Annotated in this window: 17 protein-coding genes; 15 read left to right on the top strand and 2 right to left on the bottom strand. The window is 45.1% G+C overall.

Going from position 1 to position 18,169, the window contains the following annotated elements:
- From truB to BD749_RS17830, 5 genes are all read left to right on the top strand, one after another.
- Nucleotides 1–696, top strand: a complete 696-nt coding sequence (gene truB, locus BD749_RS17850) for a tRNA pseudouridine(55) synthase TruB (protein ID WP_101447029.1) — start codon at nucleotides 1–3, stop codon at nucleotides 694–696.
- Complete coding sequence (locus tag BD749_RS17845) at nucleotides 680–1,609, top strand: bifunctional riboflavin kinase/FAD synthetase (protein ID WP_101447027.1); 930 nt, start codon at nucleotides 680–682, stop codon at nucleotides 1,607–1,609. The genes truB and BD749_RS17845 overlap by 17 nt, the downstream gene beginning before the upstream one ends.
- 163 nt (nucleotides 1,610–1,772) lie before the next feature.
- Nucleotides 1,773–2,471 carry a CoA transferase subunit A gene (locus tag BD749_RS17840; RefSeq protein ID WP_101447025.1) on the top strand — a complete coding sequence of 233 codons (699 nt, stop codon included), beginning with the start codon at nucleotides 1,773–1,775 and terminating at the stop codon, nucleotides 2,469–2,471.
- A gap of 11 nt (nucleotides 2,472–2,482) precedes the next feature.
- Nucleotides 2,483–3,139, top strand: coding sequence for a CoA transferase subunit B (locus BD749_RS17835; RefSeq protein ID WP_101447023.1), 657 nt, complete (start codon nucleotides 2,483–2,485; stop codon nucleotides 3,137–3,139).
- Nucleotides 3,140–3,298: 159 nt separating this feature from the next.
- Nucleotides 3,299–4,849, top strand: coding sequence for a carbon-nitrogen hydrolase family protein (locus tag BD749_RS17830; RefSeq protein WP_101447021.1), 1,551 nt, complete (start codon nucleotides 3,299–3,301; stop codon nucleotides 4,847–4,849).
- 80 nt (nucleotides 4,850–4,929) lie between these two features.
- Here the strand turns inward: BD749_RS17830 and BD749_RS17825 are convergent, their stop codons facing one another.
- Nucleotides 4,930–5,850: a chain length determinant protein gene (locus BD749_RS17825; protein WP_101447019.1), complete on the bottom strand. Its 921-nt coding sequence runs from the start codon at nucleotides 5,848–5,850 to the stop codon at nucleotides 4,930–4,932.
- A gap of 43 nt (nucleotides 5,851–5,893) precedes the next feature.
- Complete coding sequence (locus BD749_RS17820; RefSeq protein WP_143741279.1) at nucleotides 5,894–6,997, bottom strand: glycosyltransferase; 1,104 nt, start codon at nucleotides 6,995–6,997, stop codon at nucleotides 5,894–5,896.
- A gap of 153 nt (nucleotides 6,998–7,150) precedes the next feature.
- Between BD749_RS17820 and BD749_RS17815 the strand changes: the two genes are divergently transcribed.
- From BD749_RS17815 to BD749_RS17770, 10 genes are all read left to right on the top strand, one after another.
- Nucleotides 7,151–8,515, top strand: coding sequence for an MATE family efflux transporter (locus BD749_RS17815; protein ID WP_101447015.1), 1,365 nt, complete (start codon nucleotides 7,151–7,153; stop codon nucleotides 8,513–8,515).
- A gap of 40 nt (nucleotides 8,516–8,555) precedes the next feature.
- Nucleotides 8,556–9,527 (top strand): class I SAM-dependent methyltransferase, encoded by a 972-nt coding sequence (locus tag BD749_RS17810; RefSeq protein WP_101447013.1) that lies wholly within the window; start codon nucleotides 8,556–8,558, stop codon nucleotides 9,525–9,527.
- A 320-nt stretch (nucleotides 9,528–9,847) separates the two neighbouring features.
- Nucleotides 9,848–10,135, top strand: a complete 288-nt coding sequence (locus BD749_RS19650) for an acyltransferase (protein WP_245869419.1) — start codon at nucleotides 9,848–9,850, stop codon at nucleotides 10,133–10,135.
- A 7-nt stretch (nucleotides 10,136–10,142) separates the two neighbouring features.
- On the top strand, nucleotides 10,143–11,312 hold the full coding sequence (locus tag BD749_RS17800; RefSeq protein WP_101447009.1) for a glycosyltransferase family protein: 1,170 nt from the start codon (nucleotides 10,143–10,145) through the stop codon (nucleotides 11,310–11,312).
- A 192-nt stretch (nucleotides 11,313–11,504) separates the two neighbouring features.
- Nucleotides 11,505–12,329, top strand: coding sequence for a glycosyltransferase (locus BD749_RS17795; protein WP_245869415.1), 825 nt, complete (start codon nucleotides 11,505–11,507; stop codon nucleotides 12,327–12,329).
- 63 nt (nucleotides 12,330–12,392) lie between these two features.
- Nucleotides 12,393–13,652 (top strand): O-antigen ligase family protein, encoded by a 1,260-nt coding sequence (locus BD749_RS17790; RefSeq protein ID WP_101447005.1) that lies wholly within the window; start codon nucleotides 12,393–12,395, stop codon nucleotides 13,650–13,652.
- Nucleotides 13,621–14,388 carry a glycosyltransferase family 2 protein gene (locus BD749_RS17785; protein WP_101447003.1) on the top strand — a complete coding sequence of 256 codons (768 nt, stop codon included), beginning with the start codon at nucleotides 13,621–13,623 and terminating at the stop codon, nucleotides 14,386–14,388. Before BD749_RS17790 ends, BD749_RS17785 begins: the two co-directional genes overlap by 32 nt.
- A 26-nt stretch (nucleotides 14,389–14,414) precedes the next feature.
- Nucleotides 14,415–15,506: a glycosyltransferase family 4 protein gene (locus BD749_RS17780; protein WP_101447001.1), complete on the top strand. Its 1,092-nt coding sequence runs from the start codon at nucleotides 14,415–14,417 to the stop codon at nucleotides 15,504–15,506.
- Between the two features lie 344 nt (nucleotides 15,507–15,850).
- On the top strand, nucleotides 15,851–16,762 hold the full coding sequence (locus BD749_RS17775; protein WP_180336455.1) for an O-antigen ligase family protein: 912 nt from the start codon (nucleotides 15,851–15,853) through the stop codon (nucleotides 16,760–16,762).
- A 27-nt stretch (nucleotides 16,763–16,789) separates the two neighbouring features.
- On the top strand, nucleotides 16,790–18,166 hold the full coding sequence (locus BD749_RS17770; RefSeq protein WP_101446997.1) for an undecaprenyl-phosphate glucose phosphotransferase: 1,377 nt from the start codon (nucleotides 16,790–16,792) through the stop codon (nucleotides 18,164–18,166).
- Nucleotides 18,167–18,169: the final 3 nt, after the last annotated feature.

The following is an 18,169-nucleotide window of genomic DNA, read 5'->3' as shown; positions in this document are numbered from 1 at the left end:
ATGAACTACAACTTCGAAGCAGGCGAGATCCTGTTACTGGACAAACCGCTTACCTGGACCTCTTTCGACGTGGTGAAGAAAGTGCGCAATACCTTACGCGTCAAGAAGATCGGTCATGCCGGCACACTTGATCCGCTGGCTTCCGGTTTGTTGATTCTCTGCACAGGCAAGTTCACCAAGCGCATCGACGAAATACAGGCCCAGGAAAAAGAGTATACCGGCACCATTACACTGGGCCAGACCACACCCTCTTACGACCTGGAAACTCCGGTAAGCGAAAGCAAAGACATCAGCCACCTGACACCGGAAGACATACAAAGCGCCGCCAACAGTTTTGTGGGCACGATCGAGCAGATCCCTCCTATTTACTCGGCGGTGATGATCGACGGCAAGCGCGCCTATGACCTGGCCCGCAAAGGCAAGGAGGCCGAGCTGAAACCCCGCAGCATTACCATCAAGGCCTTCGACATTACTAACATCGAAGGTGCCATTATCTCATTCAAGGTGATTTGCAGCAAAGGCACTTACATCCGCAGCCTGGCGCATGACCTGGGGCAGAAACTGCACGTGGGTGCCCACCTCTCGTCGCTGGTGCGTATCCGCATTGGGGAGTATAAACTGGAAGACGCCCTCACGATAGAAGATATACAGCAGATCAGAAGAGCTCAACTTGAAGCGAATGGAAGTAATTCGTGATATAGCTGATTTCCCAAAGCTGAGTTTTCCGGTGGTCACCAGCGGCACATTTGATGGAGTGCACGTGGGCCATCAGAAAATACTGCAGCGGGTGAAGGAGCGCGCCCGCCTGGCCAATGGCCAGAGTGTGGTCATCACTTACTGGCCACACCCGCGGCTGGTGCTCTTTCCGGAAGACAACGACCTGAAGCTCCTTTCTACTATTGAAGAGCGCATCGAGCAATTGCGAAGCTTCGGCATCGACTACCTGCTGATCATCCCTTTCACCAAAGCGTTTTCCCGCCTGAGCTCGCGCAGTTTTATTGAAGATGTACTGGTAAAGGCCATCCACACCAAGGTCTTGGTGATTGGCTACGACCATCGTTTCGGCAAGAACCGCGAGGGCAGCTTTGAGCACCTGAAGGCCCGCTCCGCGCAATATGGCTTTGAGGTAGAAGAGATTCCGCGCCAGGATGTGGACGACATTGGTGTGAGCTCCACGAAAATACGGAAGGCCATAGAGTCTGGTGATATACCTACGGCTAACCGCTACCTGGGCCATACCTACAGCCTGACCTCTGTTGTGGAAGAGGGCAACAAACTGGGGCGCACCATTGGTTTCCCAACCGCTAACATGGCCCTTCCCTCTCCGAACAAGCTTATACCTGCCCATGGCGTGTATGCCGTTTGGGCAAAGCACAACGGTCAGCGGCTGCCTGGCATGATGAATATCGGCGTGCGCCCAACCGTAGGCGGCTCCCACCTTACCCTGGAGGTACACCTGCTCGACTTCGAGGGGGATCTATATGGCCGCACCCTCACGGTCGAGTTTGTAGAGATGCTACGAGACGAAAAGAAGTTCGACGGTTTGGAGGCGCTGAAGGCCCAACTGGCAAAAGACAAGGAGGCCACGGCACTTCTGTTAAACCAGTAACTGATTTCACCTGATCCAAAACCTATTTCACCCAAAAACGAAAAGCCATACATTGTATATGGCTTTTTTTCTATCTAACTTACCTTTTCTAGTTAATCAATTGTTTAACCGCTGCCCGGGCAGGTATGGCTATACCTTGTAGGGCCTAAGCACATCATAAACTATGATAAATAAAACTGTAAAGAACGCACAGGAAGCCCTCCAGGGTGTGCAGGATGGCATGACTCTGATGCTGGGAGGCTTTGGTCTGTGCGGTATACCTGAGAATGCCATTCAGGAACTGCTACGTTTAGGAGTGAAGGACCTAACCTGTATCTCAAACAACGCCGGCGTGGACGACTTTGGCATAGGCCTGCTCCTGCAAAAGCGCCAGGTCAGAAAGATGATCTCCAGTTATGTGGGTGAGAACGCAGAGTTTGAGCGGCAGCTGCTGAGCGGCGAACTGGAAGTAGAGCTGATTCCGCAGGGCACGCTGGCCGAGCGCATACGCGCCGGGGGTGCCGGCATACCTGCCTTCTTTACCCCGGCCGGCTATGGCACCGAGGTGGGCGAAGGCAAAGAGAGCCGCGAGTTCAACGGGAAGATGTATTTGATGGAAGAGTGGCTGAAGGCTGACTTTTCTTTTGTAAAAGCCTGGAAGGGCGACACAGCCGGCAACCTGATCTACAAAGGCACTGCCCGCAACTTCAACCCGATGATGGCAGCAGCCGGCAAGATAACGGTGGCGGAGGTAGAGGAGCTGGTTCCTGCCGGAGAGCTGGACCCGAACATGATCCATACGCCAGGCATTTACGTGCAGCGCATTTTCCAGGGCGAGAAGTACGAGAAGCGCATCGAACAGCGTACAGTTAGAACTGCTTAACCGACAAAGAAATGGCTTTAGATAAAAATCAAATAGCGAAACGCATCGCAAAAGAAGTAAAGAACGGGATGTACGTGAACCTGGGCATCGGTATACCTACGCTGGTGGCCAACTACATACCCGAGGGGGTGGAAGTGGTGCTGCAGTCAGAAAACGGGCTGCTGGGCATGGGGCCCTTCCCTACCGAAGACAAAGTGGACGCTGACCTGATCAATGCAGGCAAGCAAACCATCACGACACTGCCCGGTTCCTCTATTTTCAGTTCAGCGGAGAGCTTTGGCATGATCCGGGGTGAGCACGTGGACCTGACCATCCTGGGTGCCATGGAAGTGTCGGAGCAGGGCGATATTGCCAACTGGAAAATACCGGGCAAGATGGTGAAAGGTATGGGCGGTGCCATGGACCTGGTAGCCTCCGCCAAAAACATCATTGTGGCCATGCAGCACACTGCCCGCGACGGCTCCTCGAAACTGCTAAAAGAATGCACCCTGCCTATTACAGGCCTAAAGTGCATCAAAAAGATTGTGACTGACCTTGCCGTGATAGAAGTGACCGGGGATGGTTTTAAATTGCTGGAGCGTGCGCCTGGCGTAACAGTGGAAGAGATTCAAAACGCCACTGAAGGTCGCCTGATCGTGGAAGGAGACATTCCGGAGGTGCAGCTTTAATCTGCTATACCTATCGTATGAAAAAAGCGCAGTGTCAAAGCTGCGCTTTTTCTTTTTAAATTTGCCTGAAAGCGGTAATTCCCGTTTTAGGTTAAAATATCATATCAAAACGATACTTGCTTCACGTATACCCGTAGCAAGCAATCCCAAACCTGACATATGAGTGAAAAAATAGAAGCAAACTCTGAGCACCGGCTGTTATTGCGCCAGCTGGAACTTAAAGATTACAAAGAAGTAAAGGAAATCATGGACATGGTCTATTCCAATATAGACGGTGCCTGGACTCGCAAGGAGTTTTCTAACCTCCTCAAGAAATTCCCCGAAGGACAAATCTGTATCGAAGATAAAGGCAAAGTAGTGGCCGTAGCCCTCAGTCTGATTGTAGACTACAGCGTGTATGGCGATAAGCATACCTACGACCAGATCATTGACAAAGGCACCTTTAAATCACACGACCCGGAGGGAGACACCTTGTACGGCATTGACGTGTTTGTGCACCCGGAGTACCGCAACCTGCGCTTAGGCCGTCGTCTGTATGATGCCCGGAAAGAGATTTGCGAGAACCTGAACCTGCGTGGCATCATTGCCGGCGGCCGTATACCTGGCTATAAGGATTACGCAGAGAAGCTCACCCCCGCCAAGTACATTGAGATGGTGCGCAACAAGGAATTATCAGATCCGGTGCTTTCTTTCCAGCTCAGCAACGACTTCCACGTACGCAAAATCCTGAAAGGCTACCTGCCGGATGATACCGAGTCGAGGGCGTATGCTACACTGCTGGAATGGATCAACGTGTACTACGAGGAAAAGGAAAAGCTGCTGGGTGGCAAGAAAACGGTGGTCCGGATCGGCATTGTACAATGGCAGATGCGTGCCGTAAAAGACATAGACGACTTCATGCAACAGGTGGAGTTCTTCGTGGACACCGTGAGTTCCTATAAGTCTGACATGGTGGTGTTCCCCGAGTTCTTTAACGCACCGCTCATGGCCCTTACAAACGAAGAGTCGCCTTCGGAGGCCATCCGAAGTATGGCGGAGTACACGGACGAGATCCGGGAGCGCATGATCCACATGGCCCTCTCTTACAATATCAATATCATTGCGGGCAGCATGCCGGAGTACTATGACAACAAGCTCTACAACGTAAGTTACCTGTGTCGCCGCGACGGCACCTACGACAAGCAATACAAGCTGCACGTAACGCCGGATGAGTCGCATTACTGGGGTATGCGCGGAGGCCATAAGCTGAAGATATTCGACACAGACATCGGCAAGATCGGCATCCTGATCTGCTACGACGTGGAGTTCCCGGAACTGGCCCGTATGCTCTCTGACATGGATATGAAAATTTTGTTTGTACCATTCTGGACAGACACGAAGAACGCCTACCTGCGGGTGCGCCTTTGCGCCCAGGCCCGCGCCATCGAGAACGAGTGCTACGTGGCCATTACGGGTAGCGTAGGCAACTTGCCAAAAGTGGAGAATATGGACATCCAATACTCCCAGTCCGCCGTCTTCTCCCCTTCCGACTTCGCCTTCCCACATGACGCCGTGGTAGCCGAAGCGACTCCGAACACCGAGATGACCCTGATCGCCGACCTGGACCTGGACCTGCTCAAGGACCTGAATACGGCTGGAAGTGTAAGGAACCTGAAGGATCGCAGAAAGGATTTGTATAATCTGAGTTGGGTGTTGCGGCAGGAGGAGTAAGTATACCATACTCATTAAAAAAAGCGGGCTGCCGGTATCGGCAGCCCGCTTTTTTATTGGGTAGCTCCTCAATTTAATAATTATGAGGCTATACCTGATCGCTTCATTTTTTTCTTTTCTAGATTTACGGCCACTATCGTCCCGAGCAACAATCCAAGCAATCCGCTTACAGCCAGAAAATACCTTAACCTCGGGCCGGTTGGTTTAAGTCGGGGTATGAAGCCGGTAACAATTTCTACGTTAGCAAGTTTTTCTAAATCGGCTTCTAAATCCACCTGCTCTTTGTACATCGAAATGCTTTCGCGATACAGGTTGGTCGGATCAATTGGCTGTCCATAAACAAATCCATTGACAGGTCCTCTTGGTTCACTTACAGTCGTTTTTAAGCTATCAATAGAGGTTATCTCTCCCTTCAACTTCGAAATCATACTGGCTACCTGTCGCTGCTTAATCTGTTTCTGTCGGGCAAAATACCTGTTATTCTCCAGATAATTGGTGATACCTGGCTCGAGTATGTCGAATAGCTGCGGATTGTAAATGGAGATTTCGATTCTGAACGGCGAGCCTGTCAGTACGCTGTCCTCGGCAATTCTATCTTGGTCCAGGTTAATGAACTTCATTGCTCTGATCTCTCTGGCAGCCCCGGGGGTGATATCAAGCCTTTCAGCTACTGCTTCAAAGTTGTTATCCTCAATCATTTCCGAAAGCTTATTAAGTTGATCTTCTATAAATTCGTTCCTGATGTTTGCTAGAACAAGCGTCATGGAAGAATTGTAATAGGGCTTCGAAATGTAATGAGCCGCATAGCCCAACGCAATACTTAGCAGCAGCACAGCAACCACGGGCACTATCCTCTTTTTAATGCATGTAATGAGGTATGATATGAACCGGCTGATTTTTTGAAACCCTTCTCCAATGGCTTTAAAAACATCTCTCAGATCAATCTGATCATTCTGTTTTGGCGGGGTTAGCCGATTTTGTTGCTCTCGCTCGTTATACATTTAACAATTCTGGTTCTAAAAATTTATCTGATGAAAATGCAGTCTATTGAACATTTAACTGCGATACTTTTGAATACTGTTCCTTATAGCGCTGAAATGTGTCCTGAATATTAAATCTGTCGATGCATAATTGAATAGACTTTGCTCCCATTTCGTTGAGCATCTCTCTGTTCGCCTGCAATAGTTTGATTTTCTGCACCGCTTCATCCGCTTCGCTGAAAAGAAACCCGTTATAGTTATCCTGTACCAAATCAACGTTCCCTACACAATCCTTGAGTAACATAGGCTTGCCTAAACTCATGGCCTCAAGCGCAGCAAACGGGAGTCCCTCCCATAAGGAAGTAGATAAATAGAGATCGGCTTGCCGAAGCAAAGCTAAGACTTCCTGTTTCGGAAGCCAACCCGTTACCTCGATATTACTGCTTTCAAGTTCATGCTGCAGTTCGCCTTCTCCAACCCAAATAAATCTGAGACCGGCATTCCCTTCAAAAGCCCTGGCGATTTCATTGAACAAAAGCGGGTTTTTCTGAACCGTAACCCTGCCGCAATTTACGATTGTCAGACTCGAATCAGGTGATTTCCTAAATTCGATATGCCGGTTACCTACAGCTATACCATTATTGATAAAAGAGGCTTGAATGGAAGCATCTGTAAATGCTCTGCATTCAGACTCGGAACAACAGATAACGGTACCGGAAATGTTAGCTCCAATTTTTTCGAGCAACTTGAATAGCCTGACTTTACCAGCAGGTATATCTTTCCTTAAAAATGCTGCCCCATGGGGCGTATAGATCACCGGTTTAATACCTAGTGCCTTGCAGACAACCCGCCCAAGGAAGCCAGCCTTTGATGAGTGAAGGTGAATCACATCGGCTTTTATACCTTTCAGAATGTTATACAGGGAAATTAATGCTTTAAAATCCTTCCAAACCGAAATTTCTCTTTGAACCGATGTCCATTTGATAAAGCTTACCTCCTGCTCAAATGTAGCCTTCACTTTCTGAGGACATATTTCATCGGGTCTTTCACCATGCACCACTATGTGCTGGCAGTCCGGAATCAATTTGGTGGCTAAATTTATAAAGTTTATAGTGCCCCCTGAGAAGCATTCAACAACATGGACAACCTTCATCAATTCTATCGGCACGTGCCTTAATTATCTTTCAAAGATAGTAACTCCACTCAAATGTTTACCAGTTCGAACTTTAATTTCACAGCTAACATCATTCGTATTAACAATTAAGCAGTTTTCGCTAATTTTGCTTTTCGCAATTATCCATAATACAAAAGCACCGTTCCATTGCCTCTTCGCTATTTCAAAGCAGCCAAATCCAAATTTCTTGACCGACAGGATGAAATAACACTTAAGGCATATAAGAATATTGCACTATCGTTTACCTTTAAAGGCCTAGGAATAGCAGTTAGTCTGCTAATAGTCCCGCTTACGCTGGGCTATCTCTCGGCGACAGACTATGGTATCTGGCTGACCATAAGTGCACTGCTCCACTGGGTTACATTCTTTGATTTCGGGCTCAGCAACGGCTTACGTATCAAGTTTGCGGAGGCTTTGGTCAAAAAAGATGAGTACTTGGCCAGGGTATTTACCAGCACTGCCTATTTCACGATAGGTATAATTGGTATTATCCTAATCCTTGCCTATTTCATACTTTACTTTTTCTTTTCCAATGAGTTGCTCTCTCGATTCACAGACTACAGCACACCCGTTCTGTCCGAGCTTGTGCTGTTTGTGCTGATTGCATTTACTGTGCGCCTGACAGCAGGGTTAATTTACGCTTTGCTTGCAGCAGATCAGAAAGTGGGCATGGTTAGCTTTTTTGAACTGTTGACTAACATCGTATCTTTAGTTGTCATTTATTTGTTAAGCCGGTTTACAAGCAGCTCTCTTATACTTGCCGGGGGTGGCTTAAGTCTTGTCATTGCACTGGTACCGGTCTTAGCCAATTTCTATTTTTTCTTTACCAGGTATCGGAGGTTTTCCCCAAGGATTGGCTTTATACAATTTAAATATGCCAAAGAATTACTCAAACTAGGAGGTACCTTCTTTTTCCTGCAGGCTGCCGTACTGGTAATCTTCTTCAGCAATAACTTTATTATTACAGCCATTTTAGGACCTGAGCAGGTAACTACCTATAATATTGCAGCCAAGTACCTGAATACGTTAACGATGGTGTCGGTTATTATCTTTAACCCCTATTGGTCTGCAGCTTCGGAAGCCTATCAATTACAAAATTTCCTCTGGCTCAAAAAAGCGGCAAGTAACTTACTGTTCATTTGGTTAGGCCTGTTTTTCCTGGCTGTATTGATGGTAGTCGCCTCACCTTTTGTATATGACATTTGGATTAAGGATCAAGTGAGCATACCATATACTGTTACTGTTCTGATAGGGGTGCATACTGTGTTACTGATGTGGAATAACGTTTTTGGGTACCTTTTGAATGGAATGGGGAAAATTAACATACAGTTATTGGTATATTCTGTTGCAGCAGTACTATTAGTGCCATTATCTTTTATATTTGCCCGCAACTTAGAGTGGGGGCTCGAAGGCATAATATTGGCGAATATAGTTTGTATATTGCCTGCAGCCATTCTGATTCCCCTGCAATTCAGACAGCTAGTCAGACGAATGGAACTCAATAGTCAATGATTTTTCTGTCTATATAACCTTTCATACTACCCCTTGTGCTATGCTAAAGAAACTTGCCCATAAGTTCATTCCCGCTCTGGATGTGCTCCTGTACCCGGTTACTTATGCCGCTGCCCTCTGGTTTTTATTTATCAGAAAATATGGTGTACAGAAAATGCCTGCCAGCAGAAGTGCCTTTTGGAAGATCGGTGTTTTCCCCATCCGGGATCATTACTACGAACCATTGTTCAATCCTAAGCATTTGAATCTCAAAACAAGGGACAAGCGAAACTTACCAGGTATCAACTTAAACGAAGACACGCAGCTTCGTCTTCTCTCGGAGTTTAGCTACCAGGATGAGTTAGCAGCAATTCCAGCTGAGAGAGAGAGTGGCAAGCTGCACTATTACTATAATAATCCTTCGTTCTTCGCTGGGGATGCCGAAGTGCTGTATAACATGATCAGGTTCTTTAAACCGAAAAGAATTATTGAGATCGGAAGCGGAAATTCAACCCTGATGATGCTTCAGGCAGTTAACCGTAACAAACAAATTGATAACAGTTACGACTGCACGATAAAATGCATAGAACCCTATGAGGTGCCCTGGCTAGAGGAGTCAGGTGTAGAGGTGATCAGGAAAATGGTGCAGGACATTGACCTTTCCTTCTTTCAGGAACTAGAGGAAAACGATATCTTATTTATAGACTCCTCGCATATTATACGTCCGCAGGGAGATGTATTGTACGAATACCTGGAGTTGTTGCCTACTATTAAGAAAGGGGTGATTATACATATCCATGATATTTTTACGCCAAGGGACTACTTAAATGAGAATTTCGACAACTATGTCGTTTTCCTTAACGAGCAGTATATGCTGGAAGCATTGCTTTCAGCGAATGATAGCTTTGAAATAATAAGCGCAGTGAATTACTTGAAGCATGATCATTTTGACGCATTGGCCAAGGCCTGCCCTGTTTTAGCTAAAAATCCTGACAAAGAACCCCGCTCAATCTGGATCAGGAAGAATAAGTAGCGTGCAGGGTTTATAGTATAGTAATGATAGTAAAAGTAATTCGAAGGCTGGCAGGAGAGATTTCACTGCGATTACTTGAGCCGCTAGTCCTGGCTCTTGCTAACCTGTTAACGATTAGCTACCCATTGCCACTCTCCAGTTTGAAGGGCAAGCTTCTTAAAACGATTGGCATACGTCTCAGCTCTCCTGTTTTTATTGACAAGGGATTTAAATGCCTATACCCCAGGAATATTCTGATCGCTGAGAATTGTTCATTTGGACACCATAACAAAATATGGGCCTTTAATAAAGTAGTTATTGGTCCTTACGTTCAAACCGCTTTGGGAGTAACTATTGTATCTGGTGGGCACCGCACCGACAACTTCGCCCCTTTGGAGGAAGATCAGGAGGTAATAATTGAAGGCGGGAACTGGATCGGGGCAAACGTTACGATACTGGGTGGTGCCAAAATCGGTAGAGGCGCCATCATTGCCGCTGGCGCCGTGGTAACCGGTACCATTCCGCCGTTTACGATTGCCGGTGGTGTGCCTGCGCGGGTAATCAAAGAAAGGGCAGCCTCCGAACTTACAATATCTCCGTTTGGTTTGTATCAAACCCAATCCTTCTAACTACAATATGTTTATTCTCACTGAAGATCCTCCTCTCAAAAAGAAAGGATATGGTTTATCTGTATTGATGTTCAATATCCTCAAATCGCTGGGGAGCAGCAAAAATTGCGTTTTCACGTTTCACAACTCAGGTGCTATCACCAAATCCGACATCGTTGATGATGCTTCGTGGGAAGTAGAGCTAATATCGGGCGCTGAGAAGCTTAGAAAGATACCTGTTCTTGGCAGTTTCAAGGCATTCCAATTTATCATTTCGTTCCTGTCCGCTCTACCTAGGCTCAGAACAGTTGCCCATAAAAACCCTACCGAACCTATTATGGTCTGTGTTGGCGCTTCGGCAAGGCCAGTTCTATATGCCTATTTTTTGAGCTTATTCCTAAAAAATGAGCTTTGGCTCTATATCGTTGATGATTTTCATAAAATAAATAAACTGAATGGAAATAAGCTCGAACAATTGATCTCGAATCTCTTTTTCAAAAGGGTACTCAGGTCAACCAAACGGCTTATTGTGATCAGCAACGGACTGCGAGAAAAATACTTTCAGGAGTTTGGAATCGATTCACAGGTTTTACTTCCATGCTTTGATAAAGTACAGTTGCAGAATAACAGGATGATGCCTGGAAATAGGGCGTTTACTTTTGTCTTCTCAGGAGGGCTCAGCATGTTGTACAACGACACCTTGAAGCAATTTGCAATACAGCTGAGCGAGCTGAAATCGAGAAATGAACTGAATTCCAGGTTGATTATACAGACCTATTCGGCTTTCGAGGACTTCGCCAGGCTGGATTTCCCAGCTAATGTGGTTGAGTACAGAACATCAGCTGAACGAAGCTCGAACATCCCATCGTTTAGAGAAGCAGATTGTTTCATTGTTCCTTACTCTTTTGACAAGGTATACGCGGATCTGGTCAGCACCTCGTTTCCTCAAAAGGTTGCCGAGCTTATTCAACTCAGGCGCCCGATACTATTCGTGGGTCCCAAGTACAGCTCTGTTATTGACTTTTTCCACAAGCGGAATACGTCTTTTATCGTAAACGAGGACAATCTTCATAACTTATCGAATATTATTTTAGAAATTGCGCAAAATAGCCGCAACGAGGAGATCCTCAGGGACTACGCAACGATCTATGAAGAATATTTCTCTGCACGCAATGTCAGAGCAGTATTAGCAAATTAAAATATGAAGGTAAAATTTCTGCCTTACCAACCGCACTGCTTTGCATTCGGGGGTTTTGAGGTACAAACACTTAGTACGCTTCAGGCTGTACAAAAGTCAGGTATAAACGCCTCAAAGCTGGACGTTTGGGACAGAGACAGTAGCTATGACATCCTGAACTGCTGGGGACTGGGTATAGCGAATTATGAAAATGTGTACTGGGCAAACAGATCTGGCAAAAAAGTGGTTATTTCTGCCCTTTTTCCTTACTACGAGACACTGTTTGAAAAAGCGAAATTCCTGGCTTCAGCTGCCATTTACAAAGTGAAATTGATGAGGGAAATGGCGCGCCTGGCTGATCACGTCATAGTGGTAAACGATGTGCAGGCTGAGGTCTGCCAGCGTTACTTCTCGGTTCCCCCCTCCAGAATATCGATTGCCCCCAATGTAGTCAAAAACGAGTTCTTCGCGGCCTCTGGTAAAACGGACCGTCCTAACCAATTCACTGCCAGGTATAACGTGGCAGATTTTATATTGACAACCGGTAATGTCTGCCAACGAAAGAACCAACTGAACCTTGCCAAAGCCTGTATCGAGACAGGTACACCGCTGGTTATAATCGGTAAGGTACTGGATGGCGAAACAAAATACAGTCAGCAGCTTGAGCAATTAATTGAAAAGAGCTCTAATGTTAAGTGGATCCGTGGTCTGGAGCCCGGCTCTGATGAATTAATCGATGCATATAGGGCATGTAGCGCATTTGCATTGCCAAGCTTTGAGGAACAGCAACCTATTTCGCTGTTAGAGGCTGCCGCCATGCAAAAACCTCTACTGATTGCAGACAGAGCCTATGCCTATCAAAAATATTACGCAAATGCCTTAAAGGTAGATCCGGGATCTGTCACCAGCCTAAAAGCCGGTCTCCAGGAATTAAAAGCACAACGTGAAAGTTACATACCACCTTTTGAAGTTGTGCAGGACTGTTTAGAGGTAAATGTAGGTAACGCATACAAAACTGTTTACGAGCAATTGATGTAGCACAAAGGCTCCTGACTTTTCAGTTCTATTCCATACACACTGCTACACAATGGCTGAAGTACTATGCTCAGAAAATTAATTGGGATATTCATAGTTTTAACCCCCTTTACTTCTTACTTCGCTGTATCCTCGTGGCTTCGACTACCAGTTATCGTGCTGCTTATTTTGGTGGCGATATCAATTCTGGCTGTTGCCATCAGGCAGAAAATAGCCGTAGCTGTTTTAAAAATTGATAGAGAGGATTTCTTCCTGCTCATTTTTCTGCTTCTTGTCTGGATGTCCTGGCTTTTTGGCTTTGGGGAAGGGCGTAGTTTAAATCATGCGATTGCTTATACCTTCGCGATTGGATTCTACTATTTTATATTCAGAATGATTGTAAACAACAATCAAATCGACTCAGCTTTCATTTTGAAGCACTTTGCCATTACAAGTATTGTTTGTTGCGGAATCATTATTCTGGACTGGACACTTGTTAACCTCTTCAGTATAGGTATAAGGGATTACTTTGTGAACGTTGAAAACAACACGGCGAATATGCTTTACTTCCAGAGAGCCTATTTCTTTTCTGTCGGTGGGGTAGCTGAAGAACCAGGGAGTATGGCGTTGCTGCTCAATATCACAGCTCCGCTTGGCCTATTGTATTTTGAACAGCGCCAAAATTCTAAAGCCTACAGCATTTTGCTTGCCATGTATGGGGTGGGCCTCTTCTGCCTGTTCTCCACTGCCGGGCTTTTTAACCTGATCTTCGCCGTTAGTGTGCTATACCTCTATAATTTACTTGAATCCAAAAAGATCAGGATAAGCTTGAACAGGATTGTACTGATTACTGTGGGGCTTGTTGCCATTATCATAATAGCCATTAATAATCAACATGTTATTGCTAGCATCACAAACGAAATAAGTCAAAAACTATCGCTCAATACCCGGGACGCATCTGCGAGTATTCGCACCGAAACCTGGTACAAAGCTTTTCGAGACTGGCGCCTGAGCCCGCTGCTAGGAAATGGCCCTGGTCATGGTGTACAGCTCTACGGATCGGGTTACCACAGCGTATATTTTTCTATATTAGCGGATCTGGGTATACTTTCAATTCTTGCTTTCGGAACATTCATGTTTTCTAAAGCTATTAAAGTCTTCCTGCTACCACTCCGTGTCAGGTTTTATGTGGGCATCGCCTTTGTTGCAACCTTTATCCATTTCGCAATTGTGGGAGACTTCTACCACGCTCCGTTTTGGATTTTACTTATTTTGATTGGAAAATTACATTTCGAAAGATCACAGTTCATACCGCATGAAGATATCCATCATAACGCCTACTTATAATTCGGCCGCTTACATTAAAGACACCCTCGATTCCATACATCAGCAGACTTACAGAAATTTTGAGCATGTTGTCATCGATGGCTTATCTACGGATAACACCTTAGAGATTGTCAAAAATTACGACATCAAAAAGGTGATTTCGGAAAAAGATAGCGGACAATCCAATGCCATTAACAAGGGCTTTGGGTTAATTGACGGAGACATTTTCGCCTGGCAGAACGGTGATGACTTGTATACCCCAGACGCGTTCCAGATAGTGACCGACTATTTCACGGCAAACCCAGAGGTTGATATTGTATATGGCTATTACCAGATGATTGATGAACAAGGTGATTGGCTTTGTGATGTACAGCCAATTGAATGGAACAGCTGGCTTTTTATTCATGGCAGATTCTGCCCAGTTCAGCCAACGGTGTTCTGGAGAAGGCGCGTTAGTGAAGCGGTTGGCTTACTCGACGAGAGTTTATACTTTTGCATGGATGTGGACTTCTACGCCAAGGCCTTAAAGCAAGGTTTTACTTATGGTAGAATCCCGCAGTTTTTAGGGAAGTTCCGAGTGCACCAGGAGAGTAAAACTCAAAATAAAAGCAATCGGCAAAAACATTACAACGAATACAAGAAGGTCTTGTCAACGCATTTCGCTTTTAGCACACTCGATAGCTTGATTTTTGATCTCTTTCAGCAGCGAGCCCGAATAACCTCAGTTGTTAAGCAAAAGCTATCTTTTAGATTCTAAAAAACTAACTAAGCATATTCACCGGTTTGAAAATTTGCCATATCATTACAGGTTTAGGTTTTGGGGGAGCTGAGCGGCTGCTGGTAAATTTCTCGAATCTTCATGCCAAAGAACACGAAGTATACATTGTCTATTTAAAGGAACTCACGGCACTTGTACCAGAGCTTGACCCATCCATAACACTTAAGTATATCCCACTGAAATGGAATGCTGCCTACAATCTAAAAAAATACCTGGCTGACATCAAACCTGACGTGGTACATACGCACCTGGGCCATGCAGACCTACTGGGGCTGGGGGTAAGTTATAACATGCCTTACAAATTGTTCTGCACCATGCATAACATCTGGTTCAAGTGGAATAAAGTTGACCAGTTTATTTTTTTGGCCTACCGGTTTTTATTGAACGTTTGGGTAAAGCGAACACATGTCATTAATATCTCCCGTGTGGTTCAAACGCACGTAGTGAACACGCTTCGGGTTCCCAGCAAACGGACTCACTTGCTCTACAATGGTATACCTGCCCTAAAAACCGACCCAAAGCAAGCATCTCCCGATTTATTCAAGGAAATGGGAATCGACCCAGCTCATTTTAATGTACTGTTCGTCGGCAGGTTAGCCCCTCAAAAATCTGTCAGTACGCTGTTATTGGCTGCAAACCTGCTTCAAAATAAGATTCAGAACCTGAAGATTTACTTAGTTGGTGAAGGACAGCTGGAGAATGAGTTGAAAACACTGTGTGAAAGTCTTGGGCTCCAACACTTGGTTGAATTTCGAAAACCGACTCCTAATCCTGAAAAGTATTTTGCATGCTGCGACGTATTTGTATTGCCATCAATATTTGAAGGAATGGGTATCGTACTGTTAGAAGCGTTCAGAGCCAAATTGCCTGTTGTCGTTAGCAATGTGGAGGGCCCCAAAGAGTTGGTACAGGATAAACACACAGGTTTAGTATTCGAGCCGGGAGACTATAACGCCTTAGCAGAGAAAATTCTGAAATATCATAACACTCCAGAATTAAGAGAAGAGCTGGGTAAGAATGGCTTTGATTTTTACAATGAGCAATTCAGGATAGAGGATTATGCATCCAACTTGTTAAAACTTTATACCTCTATTTAAGACACATTTGCATGCTCCAGAACTTAAAGGCGAATGCTTATTATTACACGCTGCTTCTTCTAAGCTTTTCCCTGCCATTCCCTATACTTATAACGAACATCCTGATTATACTTCTTACCTTAATTTGGATTATAAGAAGTAATTTCGTTGTAAAAATATCACTTCTTAAAGAACATAAGATAAGCATACTGTTCTTCTCATTATTCTTTGTTAGCTGCATAGGTTTACTTTACTCAGACAATCTCGCTTGGGGGCTTTTTAAGATTGAGAAAATTCTAACGTTGTTTCTATTTCCGCTTATCATCCTTTCCTCTCCCAGATTAAGCGAAAAACAGTTCGGCAATGTGTTAAAAGCGTTTGTTGCAGGAGTTTTGCTGGCTGCTGTTATAGGAATTGGCAATGCCCTTTACAAAAGGTTTATCTTAAAAAATCTATCTGAATTCGAGCTCAATAATTTTTATATTGAGATACCGCACCTGTTTATGAGCCATGTGTATTTTGGTTTATACATGGTATTAGCCATCTACATGCTTATCTTTTTGTTCTTAAAGCAAAAAGAGAAGTCCCGCTTTCAGAAACTTCTGACTAGTGTATTGGTGAGCTTCCTATATGTCCTGGTTTTCACCTCAGGAAGCTTTATGTCTTTTATTGTGCTCGTGCTGTCTACCGGTTTGCTGGTATGTTACTTTCTGTATGAACACTTTAAGCTTACCTACATCGTTATCGCCTTGCTGGTAGTAGTTGGGGCTGCCGGGCTGCTTATTAACAGTGGCCATCCAAGCCTTAACCGATACAAGCAACGCATATTCCTGTCTTTCGACAATGTTGAAAACGACCAGTATAACTACTCTTCCAATAGAGTCGGCCCATTAGTAGCAGGCTTCAGCGTTGCAAAGGACAATTGGCTGTGGGGAGTAGGGACAAGCGATACAGAAAAAGCGATGGAGGCCAGTTACATCGAACACGGGTTGGATCAACTCATTCATCTGAATACGCACAACCAGTACCTTGATTTCCTGATCACCTTTGGCATATTCGGTCTGGCGCTATACCTGCTCACTTTGCTGTATCCACTTTATATAAGCATAAAATACAAGTATTACTTATATACCTTTTTCTTAATTTTGATATTGATTAGCGGTATCACTGAAAATATCCTTGCCTCGAACAAAGGTATATTGTTATATGCGCTCTTTAACTCAATTTTTGCCTCTCAATTTCTTTATGGTAAAACCTCAAATGCTGAAAACACTTGAGGTTTTTGGGTTAACAAATTAGTAGATATGCCAGGTCTTTACAATAAATACATTAAACCGCTGCATGCATTTGGCGATGCAGTTTCTATCGTGCTGTCTTCCGTAGTGGCTTTTCAGCTTACGCATGGCCTGACAGCTGTTTCGTTTCGCTACTTTCTTCCGCAATTTATTTTATATGCCTTACTGGCCTGGTATATCTGCACCTATCTGCTCGGCACGTACCAATTTTACCGGATAGTACATTTCAAGAATGTGGCCGTCAGTGTTCTGAAGGTTATGTTGTTATACCTGCTACTGATAGAAGCCCTTTCGAATGTCATTGAACTGGAAGCTGTCACCAGGGATTTCCTGCTGTACCATTATGCTATCCTGGCAGTTTGCGTTGTTTTATACCGCATCATCGTGTTGGCTTCGCTGCGCTATTTCCGGAAGAAGGGTTACAATAAGCGCTATGTGATCATTGTGGGGATGGGTAAGGCAGGCAAGGAACTCCGAAAGTACTTCAATACCCACCCGGAGTATGGTTACCACTTCATCGGATACTTCGATGATAACACCGTGAATGACCCAGACAAACTAGGCACCATAGATGAACTGGAGAACTACCTGGAGCATAACTACATAGACGACATCTACTGCTCCTCGTTCGAACTTAACCGAAATCAGGTGATCCGCATCATGAATTATGCAGATGACCACCTGATCCGGATGAAATTTTTGCCGGAGCCCAGCGCATTACCCCAGAACAAGCTCAAGATCGACTTTTATGACATGCTCCCAGTGCTGGTTTCGCGCTCCATTCCGTTGGATGATATTGTGAACAAAGCCATAAAAAGAGCCTTCGACATTGCGTTCTCATCTATAGTGATTGTCTTTTTCCTTTCGTGGTTTATCCCAATCATTGCGATTCTGATTAAAATTGACTCCAGAGGACCCGTCTTTTACGGACAGGAACGCTCCGGTATAAACTATAAAACTTTCCGTTGCTGGAAGTTTCGCTCTATGTATGTGAACAGCGAGTCACAATTAGCAAAGCGGGGTGACTCGCGGATTACGCGCATGGGGGCATTTATCCGAAAGACAAGCCTGGACGAACTCCCGCAATTTTTCAACGTCTTTATGGGACATATGTCCATTGTGGGTCCCCGTCCGCACCCTTTGTTCGTGAACGAGGAATATGCCATGGTGGCCGAAAAATACATGGTGCGCCATTTTATCAAGCCAGGTATAACAGGCCTTTCGCAGGTGCGTGGATATCGTGGCGACACCAGTTCCGATTACCAGATACGTGGCCGTGTAAAACTCGACATCTTCTACCTCGAGAACTGGTCATTCTTCCTCGACCTTAAAATCGTGTTCTATACCGTGTACAATATGCTGCGCGGCGAGGACAATGCATTTTAAAAA

This window comes from Pontibacter ramchanderi, from assembly GCF_002846395.1.
GTDB classification, from domain to species: Bacteria; Bacteroidota; Bacteroidia; order Cytophagales; family Hymenobacteraceae; genus Pontibacter; species Pontibacter ramchanderi.
This window is presented reverse-complemented; position numbering and strand designations above follow the sequence as displayed.